Origin of the sequence: Mesorhizobium australicum WSM2073, assembly GCF_000230995.2 — a bacterium.
Lineage (GTDB): Bacteria > Pseudomonadota > Alphaproteobacteria > Rhizobiales > Rhizobiaceae > Mesorhizobium > Mesorhizobium australicum.
In genome coordinates this window covers 2,729,037-2,755,168 of sequence record NC_019973.1, presented here as the reverse complement: position 1 = coordinate 2,755,168, position 26,132 = coordinate 2,729,037, and the positions used below count along the sequence as shown (strand labels likewise).

Here is a 26,132-nt window from a genome sequence, read left to right as displayed (position 1 = left end):
CTTCCTTCCTGGATGTTGATCGTTAGGGGACCACCTCGAATGGCGCCATGAGGCCCGCGTCCTCATGTTTAAGGATGTGGCAGTGATAAACGAATTTACCGATTTGTTCCTGGGCGTCGAAATTCATGACGACAAATACACTTCCGTTTGCAGGAATAGGCAGGGTATCATGCCAAGTAATTGCGCCCTGTCTGTCTTCGTTGCGAATGGAAGCCAATTGTGCGTTGACCGGGGCAACATAGGTCTCGGCGTCAATCCCGTTGGCAGTCAAATCGGCGTTGTTTGCCAGCCGGAACTTCATCTGATGAATATGGAAGTTGTGCAGTTCGGTTGTTGGATTCTTGAGTTCCCAAAGTTGTCCGTGACCGTTGGACAGCTGCACACAGGCATGTTTGGGTCGCCCGTCCGCGCCGCTCCAGTCAACCTCTCCGGCAGAATCTAAATAGGCGTCGAAGCCAACCGGACCAATTCGCGCCGTCTTGTCTGCTGCGAACTGCTGAAGCGGGTAGGTTCCCGCCGGCTGGGGCGGATGCATAAGGTCAGTCTGCACGCGCCAGGTGCCCGGGGTTAGACCTCCCGCAAACATCACACGCCGGTGCTCACGCATGCTCCGGTCGATATCGCGGACGCATCCTGTTGGAAATGCCGGAGCCGGCGCGGTCTCTAAAGCCACAAATAGGTGACGATTGTCCGGGTCGGCGTAAGGCAAGTTCCGGTCGACCGCAACGCGTTCTCCGACGATCTTCGGAGAGGCTTCCAGGATCACTTTGGCCAGCTGGATCTCGGGCCAATTGTCACCGTCACTCTGTGGATCTGATCCGGTGCTGACTGGACCCGTCCTCAGGAAATAGGTTCGTGAGCCGGCCGATTGGCCATCGTTGCGAACGTAAATCTCTGCGCGAGCGGCCGGCATAAGGGTGAGGGTCGACAACTGGACCGCTTTGTTTTCCGAAACCGGTGCGTTTCGCAACAAAGGTTTCCCCGGAACCACGCCGTCCACGCTCAGCAAATCAAACGGCAATAGACTTCCATCTACCGCTGAGACGATCCGAAGGTCGTAGGTTACGTCGGCGCTCAGATTCGCGATGCGCCATAGGCCATTATGGCCAGCACCAATATCAATTGTTGGATACCGCTGTCCGTTTACAGTGAACAGCCAAATATCGTTTGCATCCTTCGGGCTCCGACAAAAACCTTTGCGATCAGTTGTCGCAGGAAGGGGTTGATCGCTCCGCGATGGAGCGCAGTGATTATGGTCTTCGGTGCGAACCCATTGTGCCGGGGCGTCGTCTGAGGCATCGCTTGGATCCACCGAAGTGTTCAGCCGGATGTCCCGGAGCATCAGGTACGAAGTATCCGTCACCGCTCGAAGGTCACTGGTTAGTTTTCCCTCCCTTATCGGGTCTGCGTCACGCACCACCACGTTGGCGTCGCTTGGGCCAATCGACATGACGCCCGACATTCCCCCCGCGACCTGCATCGCCGAGAGGCCATGGATATGAGAATGGTACCAATAAAGTCCGCCGGGGTGCGGTATGGTTCCGGCAGTGCCGTCAAGAATACTCGCGGGCAGAGCAGTTGGTATCTTAATACTGTAGTCGAGCCACTCGCCTCGTCTCAATGAGACGAACACGTTGTCGCCATTCCCATGCGTGGGGTCGGCGGCATTGTTGGGGGACACTATCAGCCCGTGCGTGTGAAGATTGGTAGCTTGCTCCATCTGCATGTCATGCATCATCCCGCCAGCCTGGGATGCCGCTTCAAGAGCGTCCAGGAGGCGAACTCTTAAAGTATCGCCGGCATTGAGCTCCAGGATCGGCGGGAGATAGGTCCCGTTGTAGTTCTCGGTTTCCACTCTATACCCGCCGACCTGAACCGGCGATGTCGTCGCCGTTAAGGCCACAGTCAAGTCGGAATGAACGCTGCCCGGTTCCGAGGGTGCTATCCGGCAGAATGGCAAATTGAGTTGGGATCCGCGGGTGGTGATCGCCGAGCAAATTTGCGGCTGCATCAGCGGACCGGCTTCCGCCCCATCAGCTGTCTTCGCGGCGGTGATAAGGCCGGCCGTCCCGACGAAAGCGGTAAATGCGTAGGCCGTCAAAAAACGGATACCAACCGGGCGCGCCATCTTACCTCACGAACAAGGACATTGGGCCGCAACTGGACAAATGTTTCGGTAAGCCCCGGCGTCCTAGCGGCGCACACTTTTGGGCGCCCACCAAGGGAATGGCCAAGGAAGGGGCATACCTTCGCCAGCGATTGCCTCTTTACTCGGCGCCGCGGCACCGCCGATTTTATCCTCAACCGAGTTTGTGGAGCTGTGAACGCGAACGCCAACCACCCAAGCCGGAACAGGAAACGCCTTCGTGACACCAATCCGCGTGAATACTTGGAGGGCGAGCCCGGTCGGCGGACTGGCAACAAAGTCGAGATCGAGAATACCGTCTGTCGGGGGGACGATGTACATCCAAGGGGCAAGGTCAGGATGCGACCATCCACTTGTCGGCACCCACCCCCTGGCAGATACGGAGATGGCCGGTGGGTTGTCGGGGATTATCATGAGGCCTTCAACGTGCACCTCATCGACAGAATAGACACGCGACATAGCTTCTTCTCCATCTGCTCGTGGTCATTCGCACATTTGCCGATGCTTGGGCTTCGAGAATGCCGTATCGCTTATGAAGGGCATCTGGATCCCTCGTCGAACGATCAGCGAGTGGTCACAACCCAGGATTTTGCGGACACTCGCCAGCGCAGCTTCGTTCACGTCGATATACGCGACGATGTACCACTCACCGTTCTCCTCCTTTGCCATGCCCATGGGGTCTGCCCGCCATTTGAGGGCCCCGTGATGAGGCATGAAGTATGTTTCCTGGACACCGCCGACGGCACTCAAACCCTCGTCAAGTGCGTATTCCATCACCGCGCAGCACAGCTGCGTTAGCGTGCCGCGCAGCCCTGTAGAGCGTTTGTCGGGGACAACGAAAGTCCGAGTCCATTCGGCCCAGTCCGGTCGCCGGGGGACGCCGAACTTCTCGCACATATGAGGAAAAACCTCCGAGACCATGTGCGGCTCGCTCGTTGGGATCAATCGAGCCGATGTCACCACGCGACCGTCTTCGAGACCAAGCAGATAGGTCGCTGCGTCGGTATCAAATTGGTCTCGTTCACGTCCGTCAGGGCTGGGAGGGCGCCAGCACTTCTGATGCACGAAAAAATCGTGCCGCCGGCGTAAAAACTCGTCGAACTCGTGCTCGTAGAGATGCTTGTTTTGGGCGTTTACGACATGAGCCGCTATCATGGCGCCCTCCCTTGGTCGATCTTGCGGAGATAGTTGCAGTCCCTCTAAGATACGTCACCTGTCCGATCGGACAGTTGACGGCGCGCCGGTGACCTCACCGACCTCCTCAAAACTCCCCTTCCAGGGCGACCAACACGTCAATTATAGCCTTAGCGCCGGCGCCCGCACCGACGCCCTCGGACAATCGAAAGCGATAAGGTTTTGCCTGCTCAGATGGCGAATTCCAACTCGGGCGTGCCCTGGCAGATCCTAAAAAGCGTGTGGACATCTACGCTATTGCGTATTCCCACCTTGCTCGCGTCGGGCTTCCACTGCGCCGCCGTGAGCAGGGTTCCCTGTTGACACAAATCGATACCGTCACTGGCAGTGCCCGTTACCGTGCCGTATGTGTTGGCCGTTGGTTTTGGTGTTGCACGTGTGATGTTGTAGAGTTTGTCGCCGTCCTTCATCACAATGCATCCGTTTTCAACGCCCGCTTCCGCGCATCCTGTGACGGTCACTTGCTGCGCTGCGGCCGCGAATGCGATACCCATTGACACTGCGGTACAAGAAGTGAAGAGGCCCCGTTTCATCTCGCCCTCCTGATACGATTGTCATTTATTCTAGCAGCGCTTGCCGCGGGCGGGCAATTCGGCCCATCGCCCGTTAGATACTTGCAGCCCAGCTAATATGAGTCACCTGCCCGATCGGACAGTTGACTCAACCTGCGCCCTTGGCCCTTGGGCCCTTGGTGGCCAAGCGCCCTGACAACTGCGAGGACAAAATTGGGACCTCAGCCAGCATCCTAGCCGGCGTGCCGATGCCATCGTCGTGGCACCAGAAGCTCAGCTTAGAATGTCGACGGCAAGAATCTCGATTGCCGAATTGATTGGGGCGGATTTATCAGTCGACAAAACAATTCCAACAATGGCAGCTTTCGGCGGATTCGGAGATTCCCAAGCTGGCAATGAGAGAAACACCTCTTTTTTTTCGCCCACGCTCAGGGGTTTGAAGAATGCCGACCCAGCTGCGTCCGGCAAAACCGCATCCGTTGCAATAGGAGCATTGTCAAGCGTCTTGTCGGTCAGTTGCACCTGGAGCAGCAATTGCTCTTCTGGATCGACCCTAAGTGGCCGCAGGCTCACCTTTATCGTGATTACTCCCGACGTCAGGACTTTTGCCCCGACCTCTCTTAGCGGAACTACAACGGCGTGGCGGGCGCTTGCGATGTTCGGTCCCAAAAGATCAACGCCATCCACAGTAGTCTCAGAAACCACCTGACCCTTAAGCGGGCAAGCCAGGTCTGAACGAACGCCCGCGACCAAGGCTGCAGATGATATCAGCACCATCATTCCCAAGGCGCGACAACTAACCCAAGGATGCAAGACATCTGGGCATTTCGACCGCAGTAGCATGACCTTCATACGCGCCACGATTCGGGCTGAAATCAGGCCGACAGGATCGTAACGCCCTTAAAGGGGATACGAGTGTCCGCGGGAACGCCCTCGGCGACAGGAACAGCCATTAACTGGACTTTGAACCCGTTCCCCGCCAGACGACCTTGCGACGCGACACTCCGCAAGGCGTCAGTCAAGTCGATGTAGACATTCCTTGGGCCGCCGTGATGCCCATGCGGTCCCCCGGGCCCAAAGAAGCTAAACACTCCCGCACAGAGTTTGTCGTCGGAAGGCGTCTCGGGCGTGAGATAAGGGCAATTCACGAATACGCCAACTGCAATATCGGTGTTTTGAGGAGTCTCAACGCCCTCTAAACGCGCAACGATGCGGCTCGGCTCGATTGCCTTTAAAGATGTTTCCGGCGCATGAAACACGCGTACTTCTGAAAGGGCCTGCACCAAATCGGTCACCTTCACATCGACTGCCCTTTCGATGTTTGGTAGCGCAGGACCTGGCGAGGCACCTGATCCTATGGAGGCAGGGGTGGTCAAATTTAGCTTCGCCATCATCGAGTTGCCGCCAGCGTCGAATTTTTGCAGATCGAGCTTCTCGGAAATTTGTCCGATGACCGTCGGCTCGATTGTATCGTAGATGTAGTCGAACGATCCTAGCGATAGCGCGCCTGTCGATGTTTTACTGCCGACAGGCTTGCCATCCGCGTCATAGAAGCTGTCAGGATATGTGTTCTTAGGATCGTCAGATGTGTTTCCGGTAACCTGCCACTCGGCCCAAATGCGATCGATATTGCAATGGTGGAGCCAAAATATGGGGTCAAGCGAAGACATCCCGCTGCCCATATGGCCCCTCGCCCCGTGCAGAGATCCCACGGCGACATGGGCGTTGCCGTGCGGTTGCCCCTCGAGCAGGCCTGTGAATATTTCGAAATCGGATTGGCCGCGAATACTGTCCAGAGTCGTTTTCAGAAACGAGTTGGCGAATTGCGGGATCGACGTCATGGTTTGAGCTCGGGCGATTCCCCGCGCACCGATAGTCGTAACCCTACCCGGCCCCCAATTGTCAGACTGCTCGTTCGATTGGTCGTTCCATTGGACCACATTGAGTTTCGGAAGGTCGAAGAAGGGATCTGGAACTTTGCTCTTGCTCTCCTCCCAGTCCCAGTAGGCCAAGGCAAAATCAGGCTTGCCGATCAGCTTTGAACAAATCTGCTCAAAGTACGAAACATACCATCGATGCCAGTGCGTGAAGTCGGAAACGCCATGCGTGCAGTGGCGTATGTGGATCAGCGCCTGATTTCGCCAGTTGCGTTGGTCGCTCACCGGCAGCTGATGCATAGCCTCGACAGCTTGCGCATAATCGGAAAAAAATGGGTCGGTCGGGGCCATGGTGGATGCATTTCGGCGGACGCGCGCCGCCGCTGACCAAGCTGGTCGATAACGGAGAATTGCCGGCGCCGCCAAACCAACTGTCGTGACCGCTAGAAAACTGCGACGAGTGAGCATCGTGTGACCCCCTATGATTTGATTGCAATGGATCTCATGAATTCGTACCGATCAGCCTTCACTGTTGGACCGCTATGAACGATGCTACATAACCGGCAGGTGCTCCGTTGTGCGGCTTGGCCCTTATGACGCTCCCGACCAATGCAGGCACCTGTCCGACGCCTTGCGGCCACGAGTGCGCCAAATATCCGAAGTAGTCGTACTCCCAGTCCTGAGTGCCGGTACCAGGCCGCCCTATTCCTACGATTTGAACCGTCAAGGGAGCGCCGGATGCAGCTGGTTGGACGCTTCCATGGAGATCCAAGCCACCGCCATTCCAGTCGATCGTTCCGTTGAGTGTGTTGTCGGCAGAAACATCAAACGTAAAAATAGCTTCCGCAAAGAACAGACCGAGAGCGGTCTGGTCGTTGTCGGTTACGAGATTCTTGTTGTTATGGAAGCTTCGGTACGTCCACTTGCCCGTGATTTCCTGAGGCGTATTCGGCGCTGCAGCTAGCGTGCCAATTCCAATACCCACGCTCATGCAAATCGCCAACATCAAGCGCCAAAATGCAATGCGCGGTGAACTGCCGCGCCAGGCACTAGGGTCGACAAGGTAAGCGGCGATCATTGCGTGTCCCTCATTGCGTGTCCCCCGGCTGGTCTCACGATTATTTGCAGCTGACCGGGACTGCGTCACCTGTCCGATGGGACAGTTGACGCAAATTAGGGATGGATCATGCGCCTGCGCACTGCCTCAACGATAGCTTGGGTGGTCGTTGCGACGCCGAAAGCTTCGCGTGCACGTGTCGCGTGCCACTTAACGGTGCGCTCCGCCAGACCCAGAATTTGCGATGTTTCGGATGATGTCTTACCAGCAGCGGCCCACAAGAGCACTTCCTTCTCGCGCTCGGTGAGCAGCCCTTCCTCGACCTCATCGCCGTGCGACAATGCCTGGATCGCCATACCCGCGTAGACCGCCATTGTGACCAGTTGCACCTCCTCGCGCGGAGAGAGAGCGCAGACCTTTGCTGAGGACGCAAACGACAGGACTGATTGCCAGTGGTGCACGCTTAGCATGGGCACCGCAAAACCACTCGATATGCCAAACTCAGTGGCCTCACCTGCAACACGTCGTGAGCCTTTCGTGTCGGACCACTTTGCCGGCACGTCGGCCCACAGAAATGGCTTCAGTGTCTTTGCCGAATAGATGCAAACTCCATCAACTGCCGCGTGTTCAGCTTCTACGTAGCGTTTGAACCAGCCTTCGGGCCACCCATTGAGTTCGACCATCGGCGCGAGCTTCTGTCCGCCAAGCGGAACACCACTGAGAATGAGGTGCTCGAATCCGAGATTTCGCACTGTTAGGAGCACGTCATCCAGGAGGGGGCCAGGTGCCGTGTGCGCTCTGCAACGCTCGACGAATTCGAATACATCCGAATCGATCATCGCTCCCACCCCGCGTTATCCACGCATCCAACTAATTTAGTTGACGCGAAGATACTATCATTCACGCGCGTTTTCCTCGCAACACTTAAATCGTTTAATAGTAGCGCGTTGATCGTTTCTCCTAATCAAGTGCTCGGCGATCTGGTCGTTCGGCGGCACTCTTGGCCGAGTCTTCCGCCAACTTCGGACCTTCGGAAGGCGTTGGGTCATTTTGGACTTCCGAGCAGATGCTTGTTATGCGCGACTTGAACGATAGCGCATCTACGTCGGCGTAAGCGGAATAACTGCTTCGCGCCACATGTCAGTGTTGTCTCGCACGTCGCAGGCCAACAAAAGCATTCGTCAATCAATCCGCTTGCCCGTCCCCGGCCAGGGATCAGCTGGAAGATGTTGACGGATCGTGTCCCAGGGAGTGGTGTAGCTGACGGCTTGGTCGCCGCGCTCTCCGGCATGGGGCCGGGCTGATCAGCGTGCCACGGCTGGCAAGCTGATGAGGGGATCATCGCTCATTTGGCTGATGGTTTCCAGCGTCATGTATCTGGCCCGCTGCACGGCCCATTCATCGTTCTGTTCGAGCAGGATTGCGCCGACGAAACGGACGATGGCGTCGTCGTTTGTGAAGATGCCAACGACCTCCGTCCTGCGCTTGATCTCGCCGTTGAGGTGCTCGATGGAATTTGTAACCGGTAGGATCATGACGGTGCCATCCGATCCCCGCTGGAGATGATCGATTTTCGGCGTATGGTGCGACCATCCGGGACAGGGGCACCGGGAGCGCGCCAAGTGCGGGCAGGCCGGTGTATTCGATGAGCGAGCTTGCGTTAGAAGCTGGCCGCCCATGCGACCTGCCCGGTTGCGCCGAGAGCGCGGATCCGTAAGGTGTCGCGTCGCCCGTCGGCTCCCGACTGTTTGAGGAGGAGTCGATGAGGCGCGTGATTGGAATGGACATCCACCGCACCTTTTGCGGAGGTGGTGGTTTGGGAAGATGGCCAACTGCGCCATCACGGACGGGTCGACATGGCCCGGTCGGGACTGGAAGGGTTCGGCCGCAGTTTGCGAAGGACGGATGAGATTGTCGTCGAGGCTACGGGCAACGCCATGGCGGTGGTGCGGGTTCTGTCGCCCTATGTCGGGCGGGTGATTGTCGCCAACCCGATGCAGGTGAAGGCGATCGCCCATGCCAGGATCAAGACCGACAAGATCGATGCCGGGGTTCTGGCGCAGCTCCATGCCAGCGGCTTTCTGCCGGAGGTCTGGGTTCCCGATGAGCGCACTGAGCGGCTTCGCCGCCTCGTCGCGCGGCGCAACCAGGTCGTGCGGCATCGCACGCGCGTGAAGAACGAGGTGCATGGCATCCTGCAGGCGCACCTCGTGCCGAAGTGCCCGCATGCCGATCTGTTCAACCGTCGGGGTCGCGCCTGGCTCGAGCGGCAGGTGCTTCCCGACGACGAGCGGGCCGCTATCGCTCGCCACATCCGCGAGATCGACCGCCTGGCCGAGGATCTGGCTGACCTTGATCGGGAGATCGCCCAGGAAGCGGTTGATGATGTGCAAGTCCGGCGGCTTCAGACGATCACCGGCGTGAACGCCATCGTCGCGAGTGGTATCATCGCCGCCGTCGGCGACATCTGGCGGTTCCGCGAACCGCAGAAGCTTGTGAGCTATTTCGCCATCAATCCTTGTGTGCGTCAATCCGGTCTTGGCTTGGCGCAATATGGCCGGATCAGCAAACATGGGCGTTCCCATGCCCGCGCCATGCTGGTCGAGGCCGCCTGGGCGGCGGCGAAGGCGCCCGGACCGCTCAGAGCTTTCTTCCTGCGCATACGCAACAAGCGCGGCCATCAGGTCACAGCCGTGGCGCTCGCCCGCAAGCTCGCCGTGTTGATCTGGCATCTGCTGACAAAGGAGCAGGACTACTTCTGGGCTCATCCGGCGCTGGTGGCGGCAAAGCAGAGGCAGCTCGCTCTCAAGGCTGCGCGCCAGGCGAGCGCGGTGTCGGTCGCCGCGTTTCGGCTTACGCCTACAACGTGAAGGAGTTGCGAAACAGCGAGAAAGCCTCGGCCGAGAACGCCGAACGTGCCTACGAGCTGATGGTTCGGCATTGGCGGTCACGAGGGCCGAAGCGGCGCACGGACGCCACAAACGAGGAACGACTATAACGGCTGCGTGGCGGCACTCTCATCCTCTCGCACCACTCTTTGCCACGTGGTCGTCCGTGCCGGACAAATATAGCACAAGGAAATGTGGCGGCACGACCGACGCCTCGGTCCGCTCCAGAATGGCGCCCTGCTCGACGCCGTCAAGGCGTGGCCTGGAAACCTCGCAGCCGGCCGTGGCGCCAATCGCACCGGCCAGCCTTGACTGCGTCTCGACACGCTCGCACGGGAAATCCTGTAGGCGGGGGCGAAAAAACAGCTCACCTGAAGCCGAACAAAGAAACGCACAGGAGAGCCGAAATCACGCTTGTCGATGTCATCCGTCGAGTGCAGCTTGGCGCGATGTTCCTTCGGGAAGGTCATGTAGGCCAGCACGTCGGGCTCGGCGTCGTCCATGATTGTCGCCAGCTTCGGCACCTTCGGCCATCGCCTGGCCGGCGGCGGTGCGGCCACCGATGGAGCCAGCGCCGTCGATCACCTTGACCTCCCAACCGATCGCCTTTGCCGCTTCCTCCACGCCGGTGGTGACACCCAGAATGCCTCCGTTCTTGAGATCGCCGGCGAGCACGACGATCGTCTTGCCCGGCTGGGCCTTCGGACCGCTGGTCGGGTCTGGCGAGGACAGCAAGTTCGGCCTGCATCCGAACGCACTGCTGCCCTTCGTGGAGACTCTCGATCAGCTTCCACGTCTCCGGCCATGCGGGTTGATGACACTTGCGCTGTTTTCCTCCGACACGGCCAAGGTGCGGCCTTGCTTCATTCTGCTGCGCCGGCTGCGGGACAAGCCGTGAAGTACAACGCCGCGCTGACCGGGCTCTCCATGGGCATGACCGGAGACTTCGACCATCGAGGAAGGCGCCACTGTCGTGCGCGTCGGTCAGGCTATCTTCGGCAAGCGGCCGACGCCTGACGGCCTCTACTGGCCCAGTTTCGCCCCCACGGATCGAGGAATTGAACCATGATTTTTCGCAAACCGCCTGTCTGCTTTTCCGATCACCCCCGCCGATCGTTCCGGCCGGGTCGAGATTTACGCGGCAGGGAAACTGGTCAGCCGCCTGGTCGCGGCTGAGGTCGCCTCGTCGGGCCTGCCAGCCCACGCAATCACGCGACGCAAGCGGCCTTTCTGATCGTACTGCGTAAGCTTATGGCCAGTTGGGCGGATTTCGACATCGCCGCCGCGCATTACTCCTATGGCTACAACCTGCTTTGCATTGCGCATCAGGGCAAGCTGGTCTCAAATTCGATCTTCGGGGCATAGCACTCCGCCGATGTCCAGGGTGTGTTCGCCGTCCGCTCAATCGCGTGATGGATGTCGCCGCACTCGGTGTGCTCGTGAGCAAGACCTAGGCTTGCCGACCATCGCAAAGCTCGCCGGTTGGTAAAGGAGACGATATGATCGTAGTTTAGAGCTATGCTCAGATTGGAGCAGATGCGCGATCATTGGCCCGAAGGAGCCCTTCGGTAGGCAAATGGTCAAACGCCAGAAGCAACCTCAACGCGAAAGTTGCCAGGGCATAGAGGCCGCGCCAGCGGACCGCCCCCTTCCGGTTCTATCGCACATTGAGGCGCGACGGATTGTGCGAACTGTTCGCCGCTCGCAATTGCGAGAGATCGTTCCATTGTCGGACACGACCATTTATGAAATGGAACAACGAGGCGAGTTCCCCCGACGGTTCAATCTTACCCCCCGCTGCGTCGTTTGGGACCTGGGAGAAGTCGAAGCGTGGATTCAGGAACGGCGGAACGCGTCCTCTGCTGGTTCGCTCGAACTGGCCCCGGGACCAGACGTGCGGTCGCGGAAGACGAGACCCGTCAAATGGGATCGAGGATGACGGCCGCCCCGGAAATCGGCTGCAGTGTGGGTGCGTGTTTATTGCCAGCCGCCCACGCTTCAATCATGTCGGCCCATTCCTGCAGCATGTGGCGCCGCTGCGGTTCGTATTCCGCCTTGTTATAGACGCCGCGGGAGGAGCGACTGTCTTCGTGGGCAAGGCATTTTTCGATCCAGTCGCGATTGAATCCGATCTCGTTTAGGAGCGTGGAGCCGGTCCGACGTAAATCGTGCACCGTAAAGGGAGCAAGCGGCAGGTCTTGTTTTTTTGCGCAGTCCACAATCGCCATGGTAATCCGATTGAAAGTCGCGCGCGACATAGGCTCATCGGCGTCATAGCGAGATGGAAGCACGTATCGAGAGTTCGCAGCGCAAGTCTTGAGCGCAATCATAATGTCGAGGGACTGGCGGGACAGGTAGACGTTGTGGGGCTTCTTCCGCTTCATTCGCTCTTTGGGAATGCTCCATACCGCGTTCTCGAAGTCTACCTCATCCCACGTCGCGCCCAGAAGCTCACTTTTCCGAACCATCGTGAGCAGGATCAGCTTTAGGCCCAGCCGAATGGTTGGCAAAGTCGGCACACTTTCCAACTCCTTCAGCATGATTCGAATTTCTGCGGGTGACAACGCCCGGTCTTTCGCCTCGAACGTGGCTATCGACGCCGGTCCTACCTCGTCCGCCGGATTGGCGATCCTCTCGCCGTGCAGAATGGCATAACCATAGACCTGTTTAACAATATCCCGGACATGAATGGCCGTTGCTGGTGCGCCACGGTCCCTGACTTTTGCGCAGAGCGCCCGCAAGTCGTCCGACGTGATTTCTGTCAGGAGTCTTTTATCCCAAATCGGCAAGATGTCTCGATCGAAGACGGCTTTGCGCATCGAGCGCGTGCTGTCCGCCATCTTCGCCTCTTTAAACCATACTCTGCCGGCATCGCCGAACGTAGCCGTCGCAGACAGGCGCCGCTTGTCACGCTGCTTTTCCTGGGCAGGCGATTTTCCGGTTGCCACCATTTTTCGTGCGGCAAGACAGCGGTCACGCGCCTCTGCTAGCGAAATGCCTCCCTCACCATAGCGGCCCAGCGTCACCGTCTCTCGCCGACCATTCACTCGGTAGTCGTATCGGAACGATATTCGCCCTGTGGGAGCCACGGTCGCGTACATACCGTCACGATCAGCAACCTTGTATATTTTATCTTTTGATTTCAGCTTCTTAAGTGCGATGTCTGTGAGCATAGGAGGAGACGAACTGGCGTAACTAGGATTGTGAAATGCCTAACTTTACCGTCACTGGTTTTACCGTCAAGGCTATGTGAGAGCCCATTGGATTCAATGCCTTGCCTCGAGAGATGCCAACAGGCTTGAGTCCGGCCGCAGTGACGGTATCAGTCTGCAGCAACGATGACGCGAAAAGGAATGCCGTCAGATCTACCGCCAAATAATTCCGCTTAGGGGCGATAGTCAGCGATAGACATAGAGACGAAAGCAGATCAAACTCATAGGCTTAATGAAGCTTCCTCGATAGTCGCCGAATGCTGGCGAACGACCGAGCTTTATTCCCACTCGATTGTGCCAGGCGGCTTCGACGTGACGTCATACACCACGCGGTTGATGCCGCGGACTTCATTGATGATGCGGGTGGCGGCGGCGCCCAGGAAGGCCATGTCGTAGTGGTAGAAGTCAGCCGTCATGCCGTCGACGGAGGTCACGGCGCGTAGCGCGCAGACGAATTCGTAGGTGCGACCGTCGCCCATGACGCCGACAGTCTGCACCGGCAGCAGCACGGCGAAGGCCTGCCAGATCGCGTCATAGAGGCCGGCCTTGCGGATTTCGTCGAGATAGATTGCATCGGCCTCGCGCAGGATCTCCAGCTTTTCCCGCGTGATGCCGCCCGGGCAGCGGATGGCGAGGCCGGGGCCAGGGAACGGATGGCGTCCGATGAAGCTTTCGGGCAGGCCGAGTTCCTTGCCCAGCGCCCTCACCTCGTCCTTGAACAGTTCGCGCAACGGCTCGACCAGTTGCATGTTCATGCGCTCGGGCAGGCCGCCGACATTGTGGTGGGACTTGATGGTGACGGAGGGGCCGCCGGTGAAGGAGACGCTCTCGATGACGTCGGGATAGAGCGTGCCTTGCGCCAGGAAATCGGCGCCGCCGAGCTTCTTGGCCTCGTCCTCGAACACTTCGATGAACAACCGGCCAATGGTCTTGCGCTTCTTTTCCGGGTCGGACTCGCCTTCCAGCGCAGAGATGAATTTTTCCGAGGCGTCGACCAGGATCAAAGGCAGATTGTAGTGCTGGCGGAACATCGCCACCACACCAGCGGCCTCGTCCTTGCGCATCAGGCCATGGTCGACGAGGATGCAGGTCAGCTGGTCGCCGACCGCCTCGTGGATGAGCAGCGCCGCCACCGAGGAATCCACGCCGCCCGACAGCGCGCAGATGACCTTGCCCTTGCCGACCTGCTTGCGGATCGCCTCGACCGCGTGCTCGCGATAGGCGCGCATCGTCCAGTCGCCTTCGATGCCGGCGATGTTGTGGACGAAGTTCCTGAGCAGCCTCGCACCATCCGGCGTATGCACCACCTCGGGGTGGAACATGATGCCGTACATCCTGCGTTCGACATTGCCGAAGATGGCGAAGGGCGAGCTTTCCGATTTGCCGAACACCTCGAAGCCAGGCGGCAGGGCGATGACGCGATCGCCATGACTCATCCACACCTGATGGCGCTGGCCTGTGGCCCACAGGCCCTCGAATAGCGGGCTGTCCTTCTCGATCTCGACAAAGGCGCGGCCGAATTCGCGATGGTTGGAGCTTTCGGCGACGCCACCCATCTGCACGCACATGGCCATCTGGCCATAGCAGATGCCAAGCACAGGCACGCCGGCATCGAAGACGATCTGCGGCGCGCGCGGGCTGCCGATATCGGACGTCGAAGCCGGGCCGCCGGACAGGATGACCGCTTTCGGGTTGATGCGCTTGAATGCCGCCTCGGCCGACTGGAACGGCACGATCTCGGAAAACACGCCGGCCTCGCGGATGCGGCGGGCGATGAGCTGCGTAAACTGGCTGCCGAAATCGACAATCAGGACGGTGTCGGTGTGATTGGCTGTCGTCATGGCGAGCCTTTAGAGAAAGAAACGAGTCTGCGCAATGGGTTGCGTCGCCTGACTTTCAGAGCGGTATCGCCTCGTCACCAGGTGAATCCGGCCGGAGCAAGCCCGAACCGATCGCCTGTTCGAGCCGCATGACGGCGTCGGCCAGCTTTTCATCGATGACGTGCAGATATTCGGTCCAGTCGCCGACGTGCCTGAGATCAGCCGCGCCGTCGGAAATACCGCGCAGCCCGATGAGCGGGATGTCGAAAAGCTGACAGGCGCGCAAGCAGGCGAAGGTCTCCATGTCGACCATGTCGGCGGCGATCGCTTCGTACGCCGCGCCGGTAATGACGGCGCCGCCGGTCGACAGTGTCGCCTCCTTGATTTCGGGAATACGCAACGGCAACGGTACGATCACCGGCAGGTCGAGAAACGGCGTCGCGCCTTTTTCGAAGCCCAGCGGCGAGGCATCGATGTCGCGATAGCTGACGGAGACGGCCTGGTAGATTTCGGTCTGCTCCAGGGTCCGGCTGCCAGCAGAGCCGAGCGATACCACCAGATCGGGCAATGCCTTGTCCGACTTCAACCAGGACAGTTCGGCGCCCAGCCTGACGCCGGCCTCGACCGGGCCCACACCCGTCATCAGCGGCGTGAACAGTCGCTGCAGATGCTGGCCATATTCGGCCCGCGCCGCCATGACGAAGAGGACATCCTTGCCGCCAATGCGCACGACGTTGCCAGTCATGGCGATCCTCCTGCTTGCGCTACATTATGGCCAACGGCATGGCCGCTGCCGGCGGCAGCTCCGTGCCGCCGGCACGATTAAATTCGCCCGCGGCGAACCGGCCACTCACCCAGCGATACCATCGCGGCCTAGCACCGTCATCATCGTCCCGGTCATGGTGGCGATCAGCTTGGCCTCGCCGTCGGCGGCGAAGGCATAGGCCTGGCCGTCGGCAACGATGATGGTACGGCCGGGTTTGGTCACCGAACCGCGGAACAAAAAACGCTCGCCCCGGCCCGGCGCCAGAAGGTTGACCTTGAATTCGATGGTCAGCACGCCGGAATTCTCCGGCATGAGCGAGAACGCCGCATAGCCGCAAGCCGAGTCCAGCGCCGTCGAAATGACGCCGGCATGCAGGAACCCATGCTGCTGGGTCAGCGCCGCCGAATAAGGCATCTCGATCTCGATGATGCCGGGGGTCACCAATGTCAGTTCGGCGCCGATCGTCGCCATCGCCTGCTGGCGGGCGAAGGACGCCCTGACGCGATCCTCATAGTCCGGAGCCGGTACGATCTTTGCTGCCATCGCCGTTGCCTTCACGTTTGACGGGAAAGCTTATCGCAGAGGCATGAGCGGCAGGCAAATGCTTTTGCTGCACTGCAGCAAACCGCATCGAACGCCACCTAGTTCAGCCAAAGAAGCGAGGCGTTGAGCAAGGTGGCGAACGCCACCCACGCCGCGTAGGGCACGAAAAGCCAGGCGGCGAGCCGATCGCGGGTCCAGACGCTTGCGATAAACAGCGCGATGACGGCCAGAAGAAGCACGATGATGACCAGAGCAGGCCCCATCATTTTTGCGCCGAAGATGATTGGCGACCACACGAAATTCAGGACGAGCTGAGCGCCCCAGATCTTCATCGCGGTGCCGGCCGGGTCCCGCAACCATGTCCGCCAGCCGGCCACGGCGATCAGCACATAGAGCAGTGTCCAGGCAGGCGCGAAAATCCAGTTGGGCGGATTGAAGGAAGGCTTGGCCAGCGATGCATACCAGGCACCTGGCAAGGTGGCGAAACCGATCAGCAGGCCTCCGCCCAGCACCAGGACGAGGAACAGCAGAAGCGACAGATATCTTTGCAAGCACTCACCCTGTGGCGGCGCAACGCCGCGCATCTGCAATTGGGGCGCTGCGGGCAGCTGTCAACGACAGCGTCAGTTCGCCCGGCGCAAGGCGCAAAAATAAAATCCGTCTGTGCCGCTCAACGCCGGCGAGAGCGAAATGCCACCCAGGGCACCGATACGCATCGCGGCGGTATGGCCGGGAAAACGGCTGTCCCAGAGCTGGCGATGATCGACCGGGGCAAAGCCGCCGTGCCGCTCGCGAAACGCGGCGATTTGTTCACCGTTCTCCTCGTCGAACACGGAGCAGGTTACGTAGACCAGCAGGCCACCGGGTTTGACGTAGGTTCTGGCGGCATCGAGGATCGTCGCCTGCTCGCCCTTGCGGGCATCAAGCTGTCTCTGCGTCAGCCGCCATTTGGCGTCGGGACGCCGCCGCCAGGTGCCGCTGCCGGTGCAGGGCGCGTCGACCAGCACGATGTCCATGTGGCCGGTCAATGGGGCAAGCTCGGCCGGCTTGGTGGTGACCTGCACATTGCGGTTTTCCGAGCGGCGAATGCGGTCGAAGATTGGCGCCAGCCGCGCCTTTTCGGCATCGTGAGCGAAGATTTGACCGTGGTTGTCCATCGCCGCCGACAACGCCAGCGTCTTGCCGCCTGCGCCGGCGCAGAAATCGAGCACCTGCATGCCAGCCGTCGCGCCGGCAAGCGCCGCCGCAATTTGCGACCCCTCGTCCTGGACCTCGAACCAGCCTTTCTGAAAGGCCGGCTCGGCTTGCACGTTCGGATGCCGGCCGTCACCGTCGATCGGCGGGATGCGGATGCCGTAGGGTGCGATCCGTGCGGCACTGGCACCGGTCTGCGCGAGTTCGGCCAACACCTTGGCGCGATTGGCCTGCAGCGTGTTGACCCGGATGTCGAGCGGCGGACGTGTGGCGAGCGCCGCGCCCTCCTCGACCCATGTCTCGCCGAAGGCTCGCTCGAAAAGCGGTTCGCACCAATCGGGAATGTCGGCGCGAACAGCGGGCGGCGCGTCGGCAAGCCGGCGTTCCGCCATTGCCTGGAGTTCCGTGGCGCTCAGCAGCGGCGGCGCGAATTTGTCACCTTCGAGCGCTGCGTTGAGCGACTGCGCCGTCTGGCTCCATTCGAGCAGCAGCGCCCCGAAGCCGATGGCACGCGGCGTGTCTTCGCCCAGCAACCAGCCGGCGGAGCGCTTGCGGCGCAGCGCGTCGTAGACGATGTTGCCGATCGCGGCGCGATCCCCACCGCCGGCGAAGCGATGGGACAGGCCCCAATCCTTCAGCGCGTCGGCCACCGGCCGGTGACGCCGACCAATGTCCTCCAGCACTTCAATGGCCGCAGCCAGCCGTCCGCCCAGTCGCATTCGTCATTCCATCAATCGAGCACATTATCCGGTCTGCTCTTAAAGCCTTTCACGTCCGGATTGAACCCCGCCCGGCTTCGCCGCGAGCGCAAGCTGGCGGTGATCGGCGAAACCTGTCCGACCGGTAAATCTTCGCGGCGGTTAGAAGCAGGCGGACTAGTAGATACAAGATCTCTAATGTTCTTAACTGGCGGCCGGAAGGACGGCGTGTGGCGCTACAGCTCTGCTTTCCAAGTTTTTCGGTTGGGAATACTCTTGCCGTCATGATTCGCGGCGCGGAAAACGTGGACCGGCGGATCGTCACGAGGAGAGGGCAATGAAGATTTATCTGGCGGAAGTTCTAGGCACATTTCTGTTGGTGTTCATCGGTACGGCGTCCGTGGTGACGGGGGGCTTCGGCGGCGCGCTGCCGCTTGGCCAGGAAGGCATCGGTCTGGCATTCGGCATCGGCCTCATCGCGGCGGCCTATGCGATCGGCCCGATTTCGGGCGCGCATCTCAATCCGGCGGTGACGCTCGGCGTGTTCCTGGCTGGCCGGCTGCCGGCCAAGGACGTCATCCCCTATTGGATCGCGCAGATCATCGGTGCCATCATCGCCTCGCTGGCGTTGTGGATCATCGTTTCCGGCCAGACCGGCGGCCATACCGGCGGCTTCGGCGCCAATGGCTGGGACGAGACGAAATGGGGCATGAGCTCGGCGTTCCTGTGGGAGCTGATCGGCACCTTCACCTTCGTCACGGTGATCCTTGGCGTTACCGCTGAAAAACACTCGACGGCGTTTGCCGGCCTGGTCATCGGCCTGACGCTAGCGGGCATTCACTTCGCCATGATCCCGGTCACCGGTACCTCGGTCAATCCGGCGCGCTCGATCGGCCCGGCGCTGTTTACCGGCGGTGCCGCACTCAGCCAGCTCTGGTTGTTCATCGTCGCACCGCTGATCGGCGGCGCCATTGCCGGCGTCGTCGCCAAGGCGCGTGTCTTCGAGAAGGATTGATTCCAGAGCCTGAATGCAAGAGGCGCGGGCCGTGGCCCGCGCCTCTTTCGTAGGTCCTCAAGCTCGGGTCAGGCCGCGATGTCAAAGCGGTCAGCGTTCATCACCTTGGTCCATGCCGCAACGAAATCTCGGGCGAATTTCTGCCCGGCGTCCGCCGATCCGTAGACCTCGGCCAATGCCCGCAGCTGCGCATGCGAACCGAAGATCAGGTCGGCACGGGTGCCGGTCCACCTGACTGCCTTGGTTTTGCGGTCGCGCGCTTCGTACACTTCTTCCGAACCCGGAACAGAACCGGCAGCCGGATCCCAGACCGTGCTCATGCTGAGCAGGTTGACGAAAAAGTCGTTGGTCAGCCTACCCGGCCTGTCGGTGAACACGCCGTGCTTTGAGTGCCCGGTGTTGGCGCCGAGCACCCGCAAGCCCCCAACAAGCACCGTCAGTTCCGGCGCCGTCAGGCCCAGCAACTGCGCGCGGTCGACCAGCATGGCTTCAACCGACATGGGCTGCTTGCCCCTGACATAGTTGCGGAAGCCGTCGACTTTCGGCTCGAGCGCGGCAAAGGAGTGGACGTCCGTCTGCTCCTGCGATGCATCCATGCGGCCGGGCGTGAACGGCACCTTCACGTCGTTGCCGCCATCCTTGGCGGCCTTCTCGACCGCGGCGACACCGCCGAGCACGATCAGGTCGGCCAGCGAGACCTTCTTGTCGCCGGTCTGCGCGGTGTTGAACTCCGTCTGGATGCCTTCGAGCCTGGCAAGCACCTTCGACAGTTCGGCCGGCTGATTGACTTCCCAGTCCTTCTGCGGCGCCAGCCGGATGCGTGCGCCATTGGCGCCGCCGCGCTTGTCGGAGTTGCGGAAGGTCGAAGCCGAGGCCCAGGCCGTCGAGACCAGTTCGGAAACAGACAGGCCCGAGGCCACGATCTTGGCCTTCAGCGATGCGATGTCCTGCTCGCTGACCAGTTCATGGTCGAGCGCCGGGATCGGGTCCTGCCAGATCAGCTCTTCCTTGGGCACCAACGGGCCGAGATAGCGCACCGCCGGACCCATGTCGCGGTGGGTCAGCTTGAACCAGGCGCGGGCGAAGGCATCGGCGAACTGATCCGGATGTTCATGGAAACGCCGCGAGACCTTCTCATAGGCCGGGTCGGCCCGCAGCGCGAGGTCGGTGGTCAGCATGGCCGGCGCGTGATGCTTCGAGGGGTTGTGCGCATCCGGCACCGTGCCGGCACCGGCGCCACCCTTCGGCGTCCACTGATGGGCGCCCGCCGGGCTCTTCGTCAGCTCCCATTCGAAATTGAACAGATTGTCGAAGAAGTTGTTGCTCCACTTGGTCGGCGTCGTGGTCCAGGTGACTTCGAGACCCGAGGTGATGGCGTCGCCGGCAATGCCTGACGCATGTTTGCTCGACCAGCCGAGGCCCTGCGCCTCGATGCCGGCACCTTCCGGCTCCGCGCCCACCAGCGAGGCATCGCCGGCGCCGTGGGTCTTGCCGAAAGTGTGGCCGCCGGCAATCAGCGCCACGGTTTCTTCGTCGTTCATCGCCATGCGCGCGAAGGTTTCCCGGATATCACGGGCCGAGGCCAGCGGATCGGGCTTGCCGTTCGGCCCTTCCGGATTGACGTAGATCAGGCCCATCTGCACGGCGCCGAGATGGCCGCGAAGCTCACGATCGCCCGAGTAGCGCTCGTCGCCCAGCCACTTGGTTTCCGAACCCCAGTCCACGTCCTGCTCGGGCTCCCAGACGTCGGCGCGGCCGCCGGCGAAGCCGAAGGTCTTGAAGCCCATCGATTCCAGCGCGACGTTGCCGGTGAGGATCAACAGGTCGGCCCAGGAAATCTTGCGGCCATATTTCTGCTTGACCGGCCAGAGCAGGCGGCGCGCCTTGTCGAGATTGGCGTTGTCAGGCCAGCTGTTGAGCGGCGCGAAACGCTGCTGGCCGGCTCCGGCACCGCCGCGGCCATCACCGATGCGGTAGGTGCCGGCGCTGTGCCAGGCCATGCGGATGAACAGCGGCCCGTAATGGCCGAAGTCGGCGGGCCACCAATCCTGCGAATCCGTCATCACTTGGTGCAGGTCCTTGATGACCGCATCGAGATCGAGGCTGGCGAATTCCTTGGCATAGTCGAAGTCCTCGCCCATCGGGTCCGACAGGTTCGACTGCTGATGGAGAACGCCAAGGTCAAGCTGGTTCGGCCACCAGTCACGGTTGGTCCGGCCGGCGGATCCATGCGCGACAGGGCATTTGCCCGCGCTGCTGTCGTCGGTTTTCGCGTCCATCTCTCACTCCAATTTGCCGAGGTTTGATTTGCCGAGGTTGATTTTTGCCGAGATTTTGGGGGCGGCCAGCGGCCCGCGCCAATCTGGAACCATTCCAGCCTAGGCCAGACCGTCGATAAAAACAAATTGTCTTTCCTGTTTATTTCGATAGGATTTTCTTATGATGGCCTTGACCGCATGATCGGACTGACAGTTCGCCAGATGCATTATTTCGACGCGCTGGCGCAGACGCTGCATTTCGGGCGTGCGGCGAAACTTGCCGGTGTCAGCCAGCCGGCGCTGTCCTCGCAGATCGCCGAAATGGAGCAACGGCTGAACTGCCGGCTGTTCGAACGCGGCGGCAAGTCGGTGCGCATGACGGACGAGGCGATCGCCCTGTTGCCGCGTATCGAGCGCATCCTGGCTGACATACGTGACGTGGAAACGACGGCCCGGCGCGGCCGCACGGCCATGGAGGGACGCTTCCGGCTGGGCATCATCCCGACTGTCGCGCCCTATCTTCTGCCACGCGCCTTGCCCGAACTGAAGAAGCATTTCCCGGCCTTGCTGCTCGAATTGCGCGAGGCGGTCACCACCTCCCTGGTCGAAGACACCGCATCGCGAAAACTCGACGCCTTCATCGCGGCACTTCCGCTCGACCATCCAGGACTGATCACCGAGGCGCTCTTTCCCGACCGGTTCTTCCTGGCCGTGCCGTCGGACGATCCGGCCTTTGCCTCGCCGCCGGTTCCACCCGAGAGCCCGGCGCTGGAAAGACTGATGCTGCTGGAAGAAGGCCATTGCCTGCGCGAACAGGCGCTGGCCGTCTGCGGCAATGTGCGGCCGGTGGCGATGGCAAGCTATGGCGCGACCAGCCTGACCACGCTCCTGCAGATGGTGGCGCACGGGCTCGGCGTCACGCTCATCCCCGAAATGGCGACCGGCCCCGCCGGCACCATCCCCGACCTCAAGATCGTGCCGTTCCAGGAACCGATGCCGCAGCGCATGATCTGCCTGGCCTGGCGACGCAACAATGCGCGGCACGGGGAATGCGTCGAGCTAGCCAAGATTATACGGGGGCTAGGCCCAGCGCTGTTGGCGGCCTGAGAGGTGGCCCTAACGCTCGTTACAGCACCCGCGACAGGAACTCGCGGGTGCGCGGCGACACCGGGTTGGCGATCATCTCGCGCGGCGCGCCGCGTTCGACGATCACGCCGCCGTCCATGAACACGAGCTGGTCGCCGATCTCGCGGGCAAAGCCGACCTCGTGGGTGACGACGACCATCGTCATGCCGCTCTCGGCAAGGTCGCGCATGACCTGCAGGACTTCGCCGACCAGTTCCGGATCCAGCGCCGAGGTCGGCTCGTCGAAGAGCAGCACCTTGGGCTTCATCGCCAGGGCGCGCGCGATCGCGACACGCTGCTGCTGGCCCCCGGACAGTTCGCGGGGATAGCGGTCTACCTTATCGGCCAGGCCGACACGCCGCAGCAGCACCTCCGCCTCGGTCTTTGCCTGGTCGACTGGAATGCGCCGCACCTGCGTCGGCGCCTCGATCAGGTTCTCCATCACCGTCATGTGCGAGAACAGGTTGAACGACTGGAACAGCATGCCGATCTCGGCGCGGCGCCGGCACAGAAGATCGTCCTTCACCTCATAGAGCTTGTCGCCCTGGAGGTCGTAGCCGACGAACTGGCTGTCGACGAGCAGGATGCCGCCGCTGAGTTTTTCCAAATGGTTGATGCAGCGCAGGAACGTGCTCTTGCCCGATCCCGACGGGCCGATGATGCAGGCGACCGATCCCTCCGGTACATCGAGGTCGACACCTTTGAGAACTTCAAGCTGGCCATAGGTTTTGCGCACGCCGCGCGCGAACACCATGGAGTTGGCGGGCACCCCGAAGCGGGCACGATTTTCGGACTTCACATCACTCATCGAGCAACGCCGCGCAGGCTGATCAAGTTGCGCAAGGTGCGCATCGTCAGGGGGTCGCGTCTGACATCGCTGCGGCCGAAATGGCGCTCCAGGAAATGCTGCCCCACCGACATGATGCTGACCACCGCGAGATACCAGAAGGCGACCACGATCAGCAGCGGAATGGTCTCGAAGGTGCGCGCATAGATGCTCTGCGCGGTATAGAACAGGTCGTCGACGGCGATGAACGTCACCAGCGACGTCATCTTCAGGAGGTTGATCGCCTCATTGCCGGTCGGCGGCAGCACGAAGCGCATGGCCTGCGGCAAGGTGATGCGCTTCAGGATCATGCGGTAGGGCATGCCGAGCGCGCTCGCCGCCTCCGACTGGCCAGACGGCACCGACTTGATGCCCGCCCGGATGATCTCGGCCATGTAGCCGGCCTCGCACAGCGAAAGCGCCACCACGGCGGAGAAGAACGGCGTCATGAAATCATTGGTGCGCACGGAAAACAGCGTGCCTATGAACGGCAAAGTCAGCGAGATTTCGCGCACCAGCAGCGACAGGTTGAACCAGAAGATCAGCTGGATCAGGGCTGGGACACCCCGGAAGAACCAGACATAGACGCCGGAAAAGGCGCGCAGCACCGGGCTCGGCGACACCCGCATGATGGCGATGACGGTGCCGACGACGATCGCCAGCACCATGATGATGACGGTGAGCATCAGCGTGTTGCCGAGGCCTCGCATGATCGAGGGATGGAACAGGTATCCGGCTGCCGTGCCCCAGGCAAACGCCGGGTTGCTGGCGAAAGCACGAATGATGAGGAAGGCCAGCAGCAGGGCGAACGCCGTACCGACCCAAATGCCATAGCGGCGCTGCGGCACGACGGTCAGTCGTGACACGGCGGCGGAAACGCTTGGCTCGACGCCGATGTCGGTCGGGAGGGCAACGCCCATCGGATGTCTCCAGCTTGCGGGCCGGCGCCTGACGTTCATCAGACGCCGGATGGTCTCTATTCGGCGCGAAGCGCGTCCATGGTGCCGACGAAGTAGGGTTCCTTGATCGCATAGGCGCCCATGCCGTATTTCTCCAGGATAGCTTTGTACGTGCCGTTCTTGAACAGTTCGGCAAGTGCCGCCACCATCATGTCGGCGGTCTGCTTGTCGTCCTTGGCGATCGCCATGCCGAGCGGCGCGACCTCGTAAAGCGTCGGCAGGACCACCAACTGGCCCTTGCTCGTCACCTCGAAATAGCTCGATGCGGTGGCATCGTCCATACGCGCGTCGACGCGGTCCGAAAGCACGGCCTGGACGATATCGGTGGAGGAGTTGAACACCGATTTCTCGATAGCCTTTTGGCCCTTGTCGGTGCATTCCTTACCGAGCTTGTCGACCAGGAAATCCGAGGCGCTGCCGGCCGAGACGCCGATGCGCTTGCCACAGAGCGGCATGTCGCCGCTGAAGCTCGCCTTCTTGTCGGGCGATGTCGAGACGGCGAGCCCTGCCTTCAGGAACATGATGAAATCGACCTGCTTCAGGCGCTCCGGCGTGGCCGAGAAGGTCTCCCAGGCGATCTTGAAGCGGCCCGCCGCAAGACCCGGTATCATCGACGGGAACGGCGTGCGCTGGATATCGAGCTTGGCGTCGACGAGCTTGGCCACCTCGCCGGCGAGTTCGACGATGATGCCGGTCTGCTTGCCGTCGGCGTCGAGATATTCGAACGGCGCGAAGTCCAGAGTGTTGGCGACGGCGAGCGTTCCGCTCTCTTTCACCTCAGCCGATTTCGGCACGTCGGCGGCTTTGGAAACCCCGCCCCCGACGGTGGTGGAGAGCGCCAGTGCAAGGCTGGTCGTTCGCAGATATCTGTTCATTGCTGTTCCCCTTTTCTTGTCCTTGTTTGCAGTCTTTCCGGCAGAGCCCGGGCCAGTGGCCGGCACGGGCTCGGTGTCCCTTAGGAAGCGGCTGCTTCGGCCGCCTTCTTCTTTCGATAATGATAATTCTTGTCGATGCGCTCCATCAGGTAATCGCCATAGAGCACTGGCTCGTATTTCGGCTGTGTGCCGGCCGGCACACAGACCGAAAGTGCGGCGATCGTCTCGTCCATTGAGGGATCGAAGAAGAAGGGCTGCGAATAGCGCTCGCGTCCGGAGCGGTTGATGACGCGGTGCGGCGTCGAGACGAACTGGTCATTCGACCAACGCGCCAGGATGTCGCCGACATTCATGACGAAGGAATCCGGAACCGGCGGCGCGGGAACCCAGTCGCCCGCCTTGTTCTTAACCTCGAGGCCGCCGACATTGTCCTGGGCGAGCAGCGTGATGAAGCCGTAGTCGGTGTGCGGCGCCGAACCGAAAAGCCCCTCTTCCTGGGGCTGCGTCGGATAGTGCAGCAGCCGCAGGAAAGTCGTCGGCTGCTCGAAATAGCGGTCGAGACTGTCGGAGGGCAGCCCGAGCGAAAGCGCGATGGCGCGCACCATCTTGCGGGCGAGCGTGCCCATCTCCTGGACATAGCGCTCGATGGTCTCCCTGAAGCCGGCAAGGGCGGCCTCGTCAGGCCACTGGTTGGGGCCTTGCAGCGGCTTGCCGGCCAAGGCCCGGGGGTCGTCGGCGCCGACCTCGTGCATGAAGAAGATCGATTCGCTCTGGTTCGGCTTGCTGACGGCCGCCACGGACGAGGTCACGATGGTCGAGCCGGCAAAGGGCAAGTAGCCGCGGAAATTCTTGTCGATCTTCAGCTTCGCCTTCTCCTCCTCGGGCAAGGCGAAGAAACGCTTGGAGGCCTCGCGGACCGCTTCGACATCGGTGCGCGGAATGGGGTGGCCGGTGACATAGAGGAAGCCGATCGTCTCGAGATAGCGGCGCAGTGTCGCTGCCGTTTCCCTGATCGCGCCTTCGTCGTCGCCATAGAGCGGCGAAACGTCGAGGATCGGAATTTCGGAAAAATCGCCGCGCTCTTGTGCATCCATTTCGAACACCCTGTCTTGAACATAAGATACAGTACTGTATTTCTACACATCCGAACGGCCTCATCAATAGGCT

At 61.0% G+C, this 26,132-nt stretch carries 21 protein-coding genes and 5 pseudogenes; 5 read left to right on the top strand and 21 right to left on the bottom strand.

Annotated features, from left to right (window positions below; translation table 11 throughout):
* Positions 1-22: 22 nt before the first annotated feature.
* The 8 genes and pseudogenes from MESAU_RS13170 to MESAU_RS13135 form a co-directional block, all read right to left on the bottom strand.
* Positions 23-2,128, bottom strand: coding sequence for a multicopper oxidase family protein (locus MESAU_RS13170; protein ID WP_013530383.1), 2,106 nt, complete (start codon positions 2,126-2,128; stop codon positions 23-25).
* Between the two features lie 501 nt (positions 2,129-2,629).
* A complete protein-coding gene (locus MESAU_RS13165) occupies positions 2,630-3,301 on the bottom strand; it encodes an acyl-homoserine-lactone synthase (RefSeq protein ID WP_013530381.1) in 672 nt (223 codons plus the stop codon).
* Positions 3,302-3,510: 209 nt separating this feature from the next.
* Positions 3,511-3,873 carry a hypothetical protein gene (locus MESAU_RS13160; RefSeq protein ID WP_013530380.1) on the bottom strand — a complete coding sequence of 121 codons (363 nt, stop codon included), beginning with the start codon at positions 3,871-3,873 and terminating at the stop codon, positions 3,511-3,513.
* Between the two features lie 252 nt (positions 3,874-4,125).
* Entirely contained in the window at positions 4,126-4,632 is a 507-nt protein-coding gene (locus tag MESAU_RS13155; RefSeq protein WP_245262964.1) for a hypothetical protein, read from the bottom strand.
* 95 nt (positions 4,633-4,727) lie between these two features.
* On the bottom strand, positions 4,728-6,080 hold the full coding sequence (locus MESAU_RS13150; RefSeq protein ID WP_245262963.1) for a tyrosinase family protein: 1,353 nt from the start codon (positions 6,078-6,080) through the stop codon (positions 4,728-4,730).
* 175 nt (positions 6,081-6,255) lie between these two features.
* Positions 6,256-6,807 (bottom strand): hypothetical protein, encoded by a 552-nt coding sequence (locus MESAU_RS13145; RefSeq protein ID WP_013530377.1) that lies wholly within the window; start codon positions 6,805-6,807, stop codon positions 6,256-6,258.
* A 95-nt stretch (positions 6,808-6,902) separates the two neighbouring features.
* A complete protein-coding gene (locus tag MESAU_RS13140; protein ID WP_013530376.1) occupies positions 6,903-7,625 on the bottom strand; it encodes a helix-turn-helix transcriptional regulator in 723 nt (240 codons plus the stop codon).
* A 465-nt stretch (positions 7,626-8,090) separates the two neighbouring features.
* Positions 8,091-8,306, bottom strand: a pseudogene (locus MESAU_RS13135) (transposase); the annotation flags it as partial.
* Between the two features lie 242 nt (positions 8,307-8,548).
* Here MESAU_RS13135 and MESAU_RS13130 point away from each other — a divergent pair.
* Positions 8,549-9,784, top strand: a pseudogene (locus MESAU_RS13130) (IS110 family RNA-guided transposase).
* A gap of 303 nt (positions 9,785-10,087) precedes the next feature.
* On the opposite strand, the pseudogene MESAU_RS31655 reads toward MESAU_RS13130, so the two are convergent.
* Together MESAU_RS31655 and MESAU_RS30065 are read right to left on the bottom strand one after the other, a co-directional pair.
* Positions 10,088-10,201, bottom strand: a pseudogene (locus MESAU_RS31655) (transposase); the annotation flags it as partial.
* Between the two features lies 1 nt (position 10,202).
* A pseudogene (locus MESAU_RS30065) lies at positions 10,203-10,409 on the bottom strand (substrate-binding domain-containing protein); the annotation flags it as partial.
* On the opposite strand from MESAU_RS30065, the pseudogene MESAU_RS32380 reads away from it, so the two are divergent.
* Together MESAU_RS32380 and MESAU_RS30060 are read left to right on the top strand one after the other, a co-directional pair.
* Positions 10,393-10,743 (top strand): annotated as a pseudogene (locus MESAU_RS32380) (alanine racemase); the annotation flags it as partial. The pseudogenes MESAU_RS30065 and MESAU_RS32380 overlap by 17 nt on opposite strands.
* Before the next feature lie 507 nt (positions 10,744-11,250).
* The gene (locus tag MESAU_RS30060; protein WP_263496090.1) at positions 11,251-11,613 is read left to right on the top strand and encodes a helix-turn-helix transcriptional regulator; all 363 of its coding nucleotides are present in this window, start codon (positions 11,251-11,253) and stop codon (positions 11,611-11,613) included.
* Here the strand turns inward: MESAU_RS30060 and MESAU_RS13120 are convergent.
* The 6 genes from MESAU_RS13120 to MESAU_RS13095 all read right to left on the bottom strand — a co-directional run bounded on the left by MESAU_RS13120 (position 11,594) and on the right by MESAU_RS13095 (position 17,928).
* A complete protein-coding gene (locus MESAU_RS13120; protein WP_013530374.1) occupies positions 11,594-12,847 on the bottom strand; it encodes a tyrosine-type recombinase/integrase in 1,254 nt (417 codons plus the stop codon). The two genes, MESAU_RS30060 and MESAU_RS13120, sit on opposite strands and share 20 nt — an antisense overlap.
* Positions 12,848-13,164: 317 nt before the next feature.
* The gene (guaA, locus tag MESAU_RS13115; RefSeq protein ID WP_015316527.1) at positions 13,165-14,727 is read right to left on the bottom strand and encodes a glutamine-hydrolyzing GMP synthase; all 1,563 of its coding nucleotides are present in this window, start codon (positions 14,725-14,727) and stop codon (positions 13,165-13,167) included.
* 55 nt (positions 14,728-14,782) lie between these two features.
* A complete protein-coding gene (locus MESAU_RS13110; protein ID WP_015316526.1) occupies positions 14,783-15,451 on the bottom strand; it encodes a 5'-methylthioadenosine/S-adenosylhomocysteine nucleosidase in 669 nt (222 codons plus the stop codon).
* A gap of 105 nt (positions 15,452-15,556) precedes the next feature.
* Positions 15,557-16,015: a PaaI family thioesterase gene (locus tag MESAU_RS13105; protein WP_015316525.1), complete on the bottom strand. Its 459-nt coding sequence runs from the start codon at positions 16,013-16,015 to the stop codon at positions 15,557-15,559.
* Positions 16,016-16,113: 98 nt separating this feature from the next.
* The gene (locus tag MESAU_RS13100) at positions 16,114-16,566 is read right to left on the bottom strand and encodes a TspO/MBR family protein (protein ID WP_041163731.1); all 453 of its coding nucleotides are present in this window, start codon (positions 16,564-16,566) and stop codon (positions 16,114-16,116) included.
* 72 nt (positions 16,567-16,638) lie between these two features.
* The gene (locus tag MESAU_RS13095) at positions 16,639-17,928 is read right to left on the bottom strand and encodes an RsmB/NOP family class I SAM-dependent RNA methyltransferase (RefSeq protein ID WP_015316523.1); all 1,290 of its coding nucleotides are present in this window, start codon (positions 17,926-17,928) and stop codon (positions 16,639-16,641) included.
* A 316-nt stretch (positions 17,929-18,244) separates the two neighbouring features.
* Between MESAU_RS13095 and MESAU_RS13090 the strand changes: the two genes are divergently transcribed.
* Positions 18,245-18,922, top strand: a complete 678-nt coding sequence (locus tag MESAU_RS13090) for an MIP family channel protein (RefSeq protein WP_015316522.1) — start codon at positions 18,245-18,247, stop codon at positions 18,920-18,922.
* Positions 18,923-18,990: 68 nt separating this feature from the next.
* On the opposite strand, the gene katG is transcribed toward MESAU_RS13090, so the two are convergent.
* Positions 18,991-21,201: a catalase/peroxidase HPI gene (katG, locus tag MESAU_RS13085; protein WP_015316521.1), complete on the bottom strand. Its 2,211-nt coding sequence runs from the start codon at positions 21,199-21,201 to the stop codon at positions 18,991-18,993.
* A gap of 177 nt (positions 21,202-21,378) precedes the next feature.
* Here katG and MESAU_RS13080 point away from each other — a divergent pair, with 177 nt between their 5' ends.
* Positions 21,379-22,287 carry a hydrogen peroxide-inducible genes activator gene (locus MESAU_RS13080; RefSeq protein WP_015316520.1) on the top strand — a complete coding sequence of 303 codons (909 nt, stop codon included), beginning with the start codon at positions 21,379-21,381 and terminating at the stop codon, positions 22,285-22,287.
* A 19-nt stretch (positions 22,288-22,306) separates the two neighbouring features.
* Here MESAU_RS13080 and MESAU_RS13075 read toward each other — a convergent pair whose 3' ends face one another.
* The 4 genes from MESAU_RS13075 to MESAU_RS13060 form a co-directional block, all read right to left on the bottom strand.
* Entirely contained in the window at positions 22,307-23,059 is a 753-nt protein-coding gene (locus tag MESAU_RS13075) for an amino acid ABC transporter ATP-binding protein (protein WP_167331151.1), read from the bottom strand.
* A gap of 50 nt (positions 23,060-23,109) precedes the next feature.
* Positions 23,110-24,051, bottom strand: coding sequence for an amino acid ABC transporter permease (locus MESAU_RS13070; RefSeq protein ID WP_015316518.1), 942 nt, complete (start codon positions 24,049-24,051; stop codon positions 23,110-23,112).
* Positions 24,052-24,107: 56 nt separating this feature from the next.
* The gene (locus tag MESAU_RS13065) at positions 24,108-24,965 is read right to left on the bottom strand and encodes an ABC transporter substrate-binding protein (protein ID WP_015316517.1); all 858 of its coding nucleotides are present in this window, start codon (positions 24,963-24,965) and stop codon (positions 24,108-24,110) included.
* Positions 24,966-25,045: 80 nt separating this feature from the next.
* The gene (locus MESAU_RS13060) at positions 25,046-26,059 is read right to left on the bottom strand and encodes an isopenicillin N synthase family dioxygenase (RefSeq protein ID WP_015316516.1); all 1,014 of its coding nucleotides are present in this window, start codon (positions 26,057-26,059) and stop codon (positions 25,046-25,048) included.
* Positions 26,060-26,132: the final 73 nt, after the last annotated feature.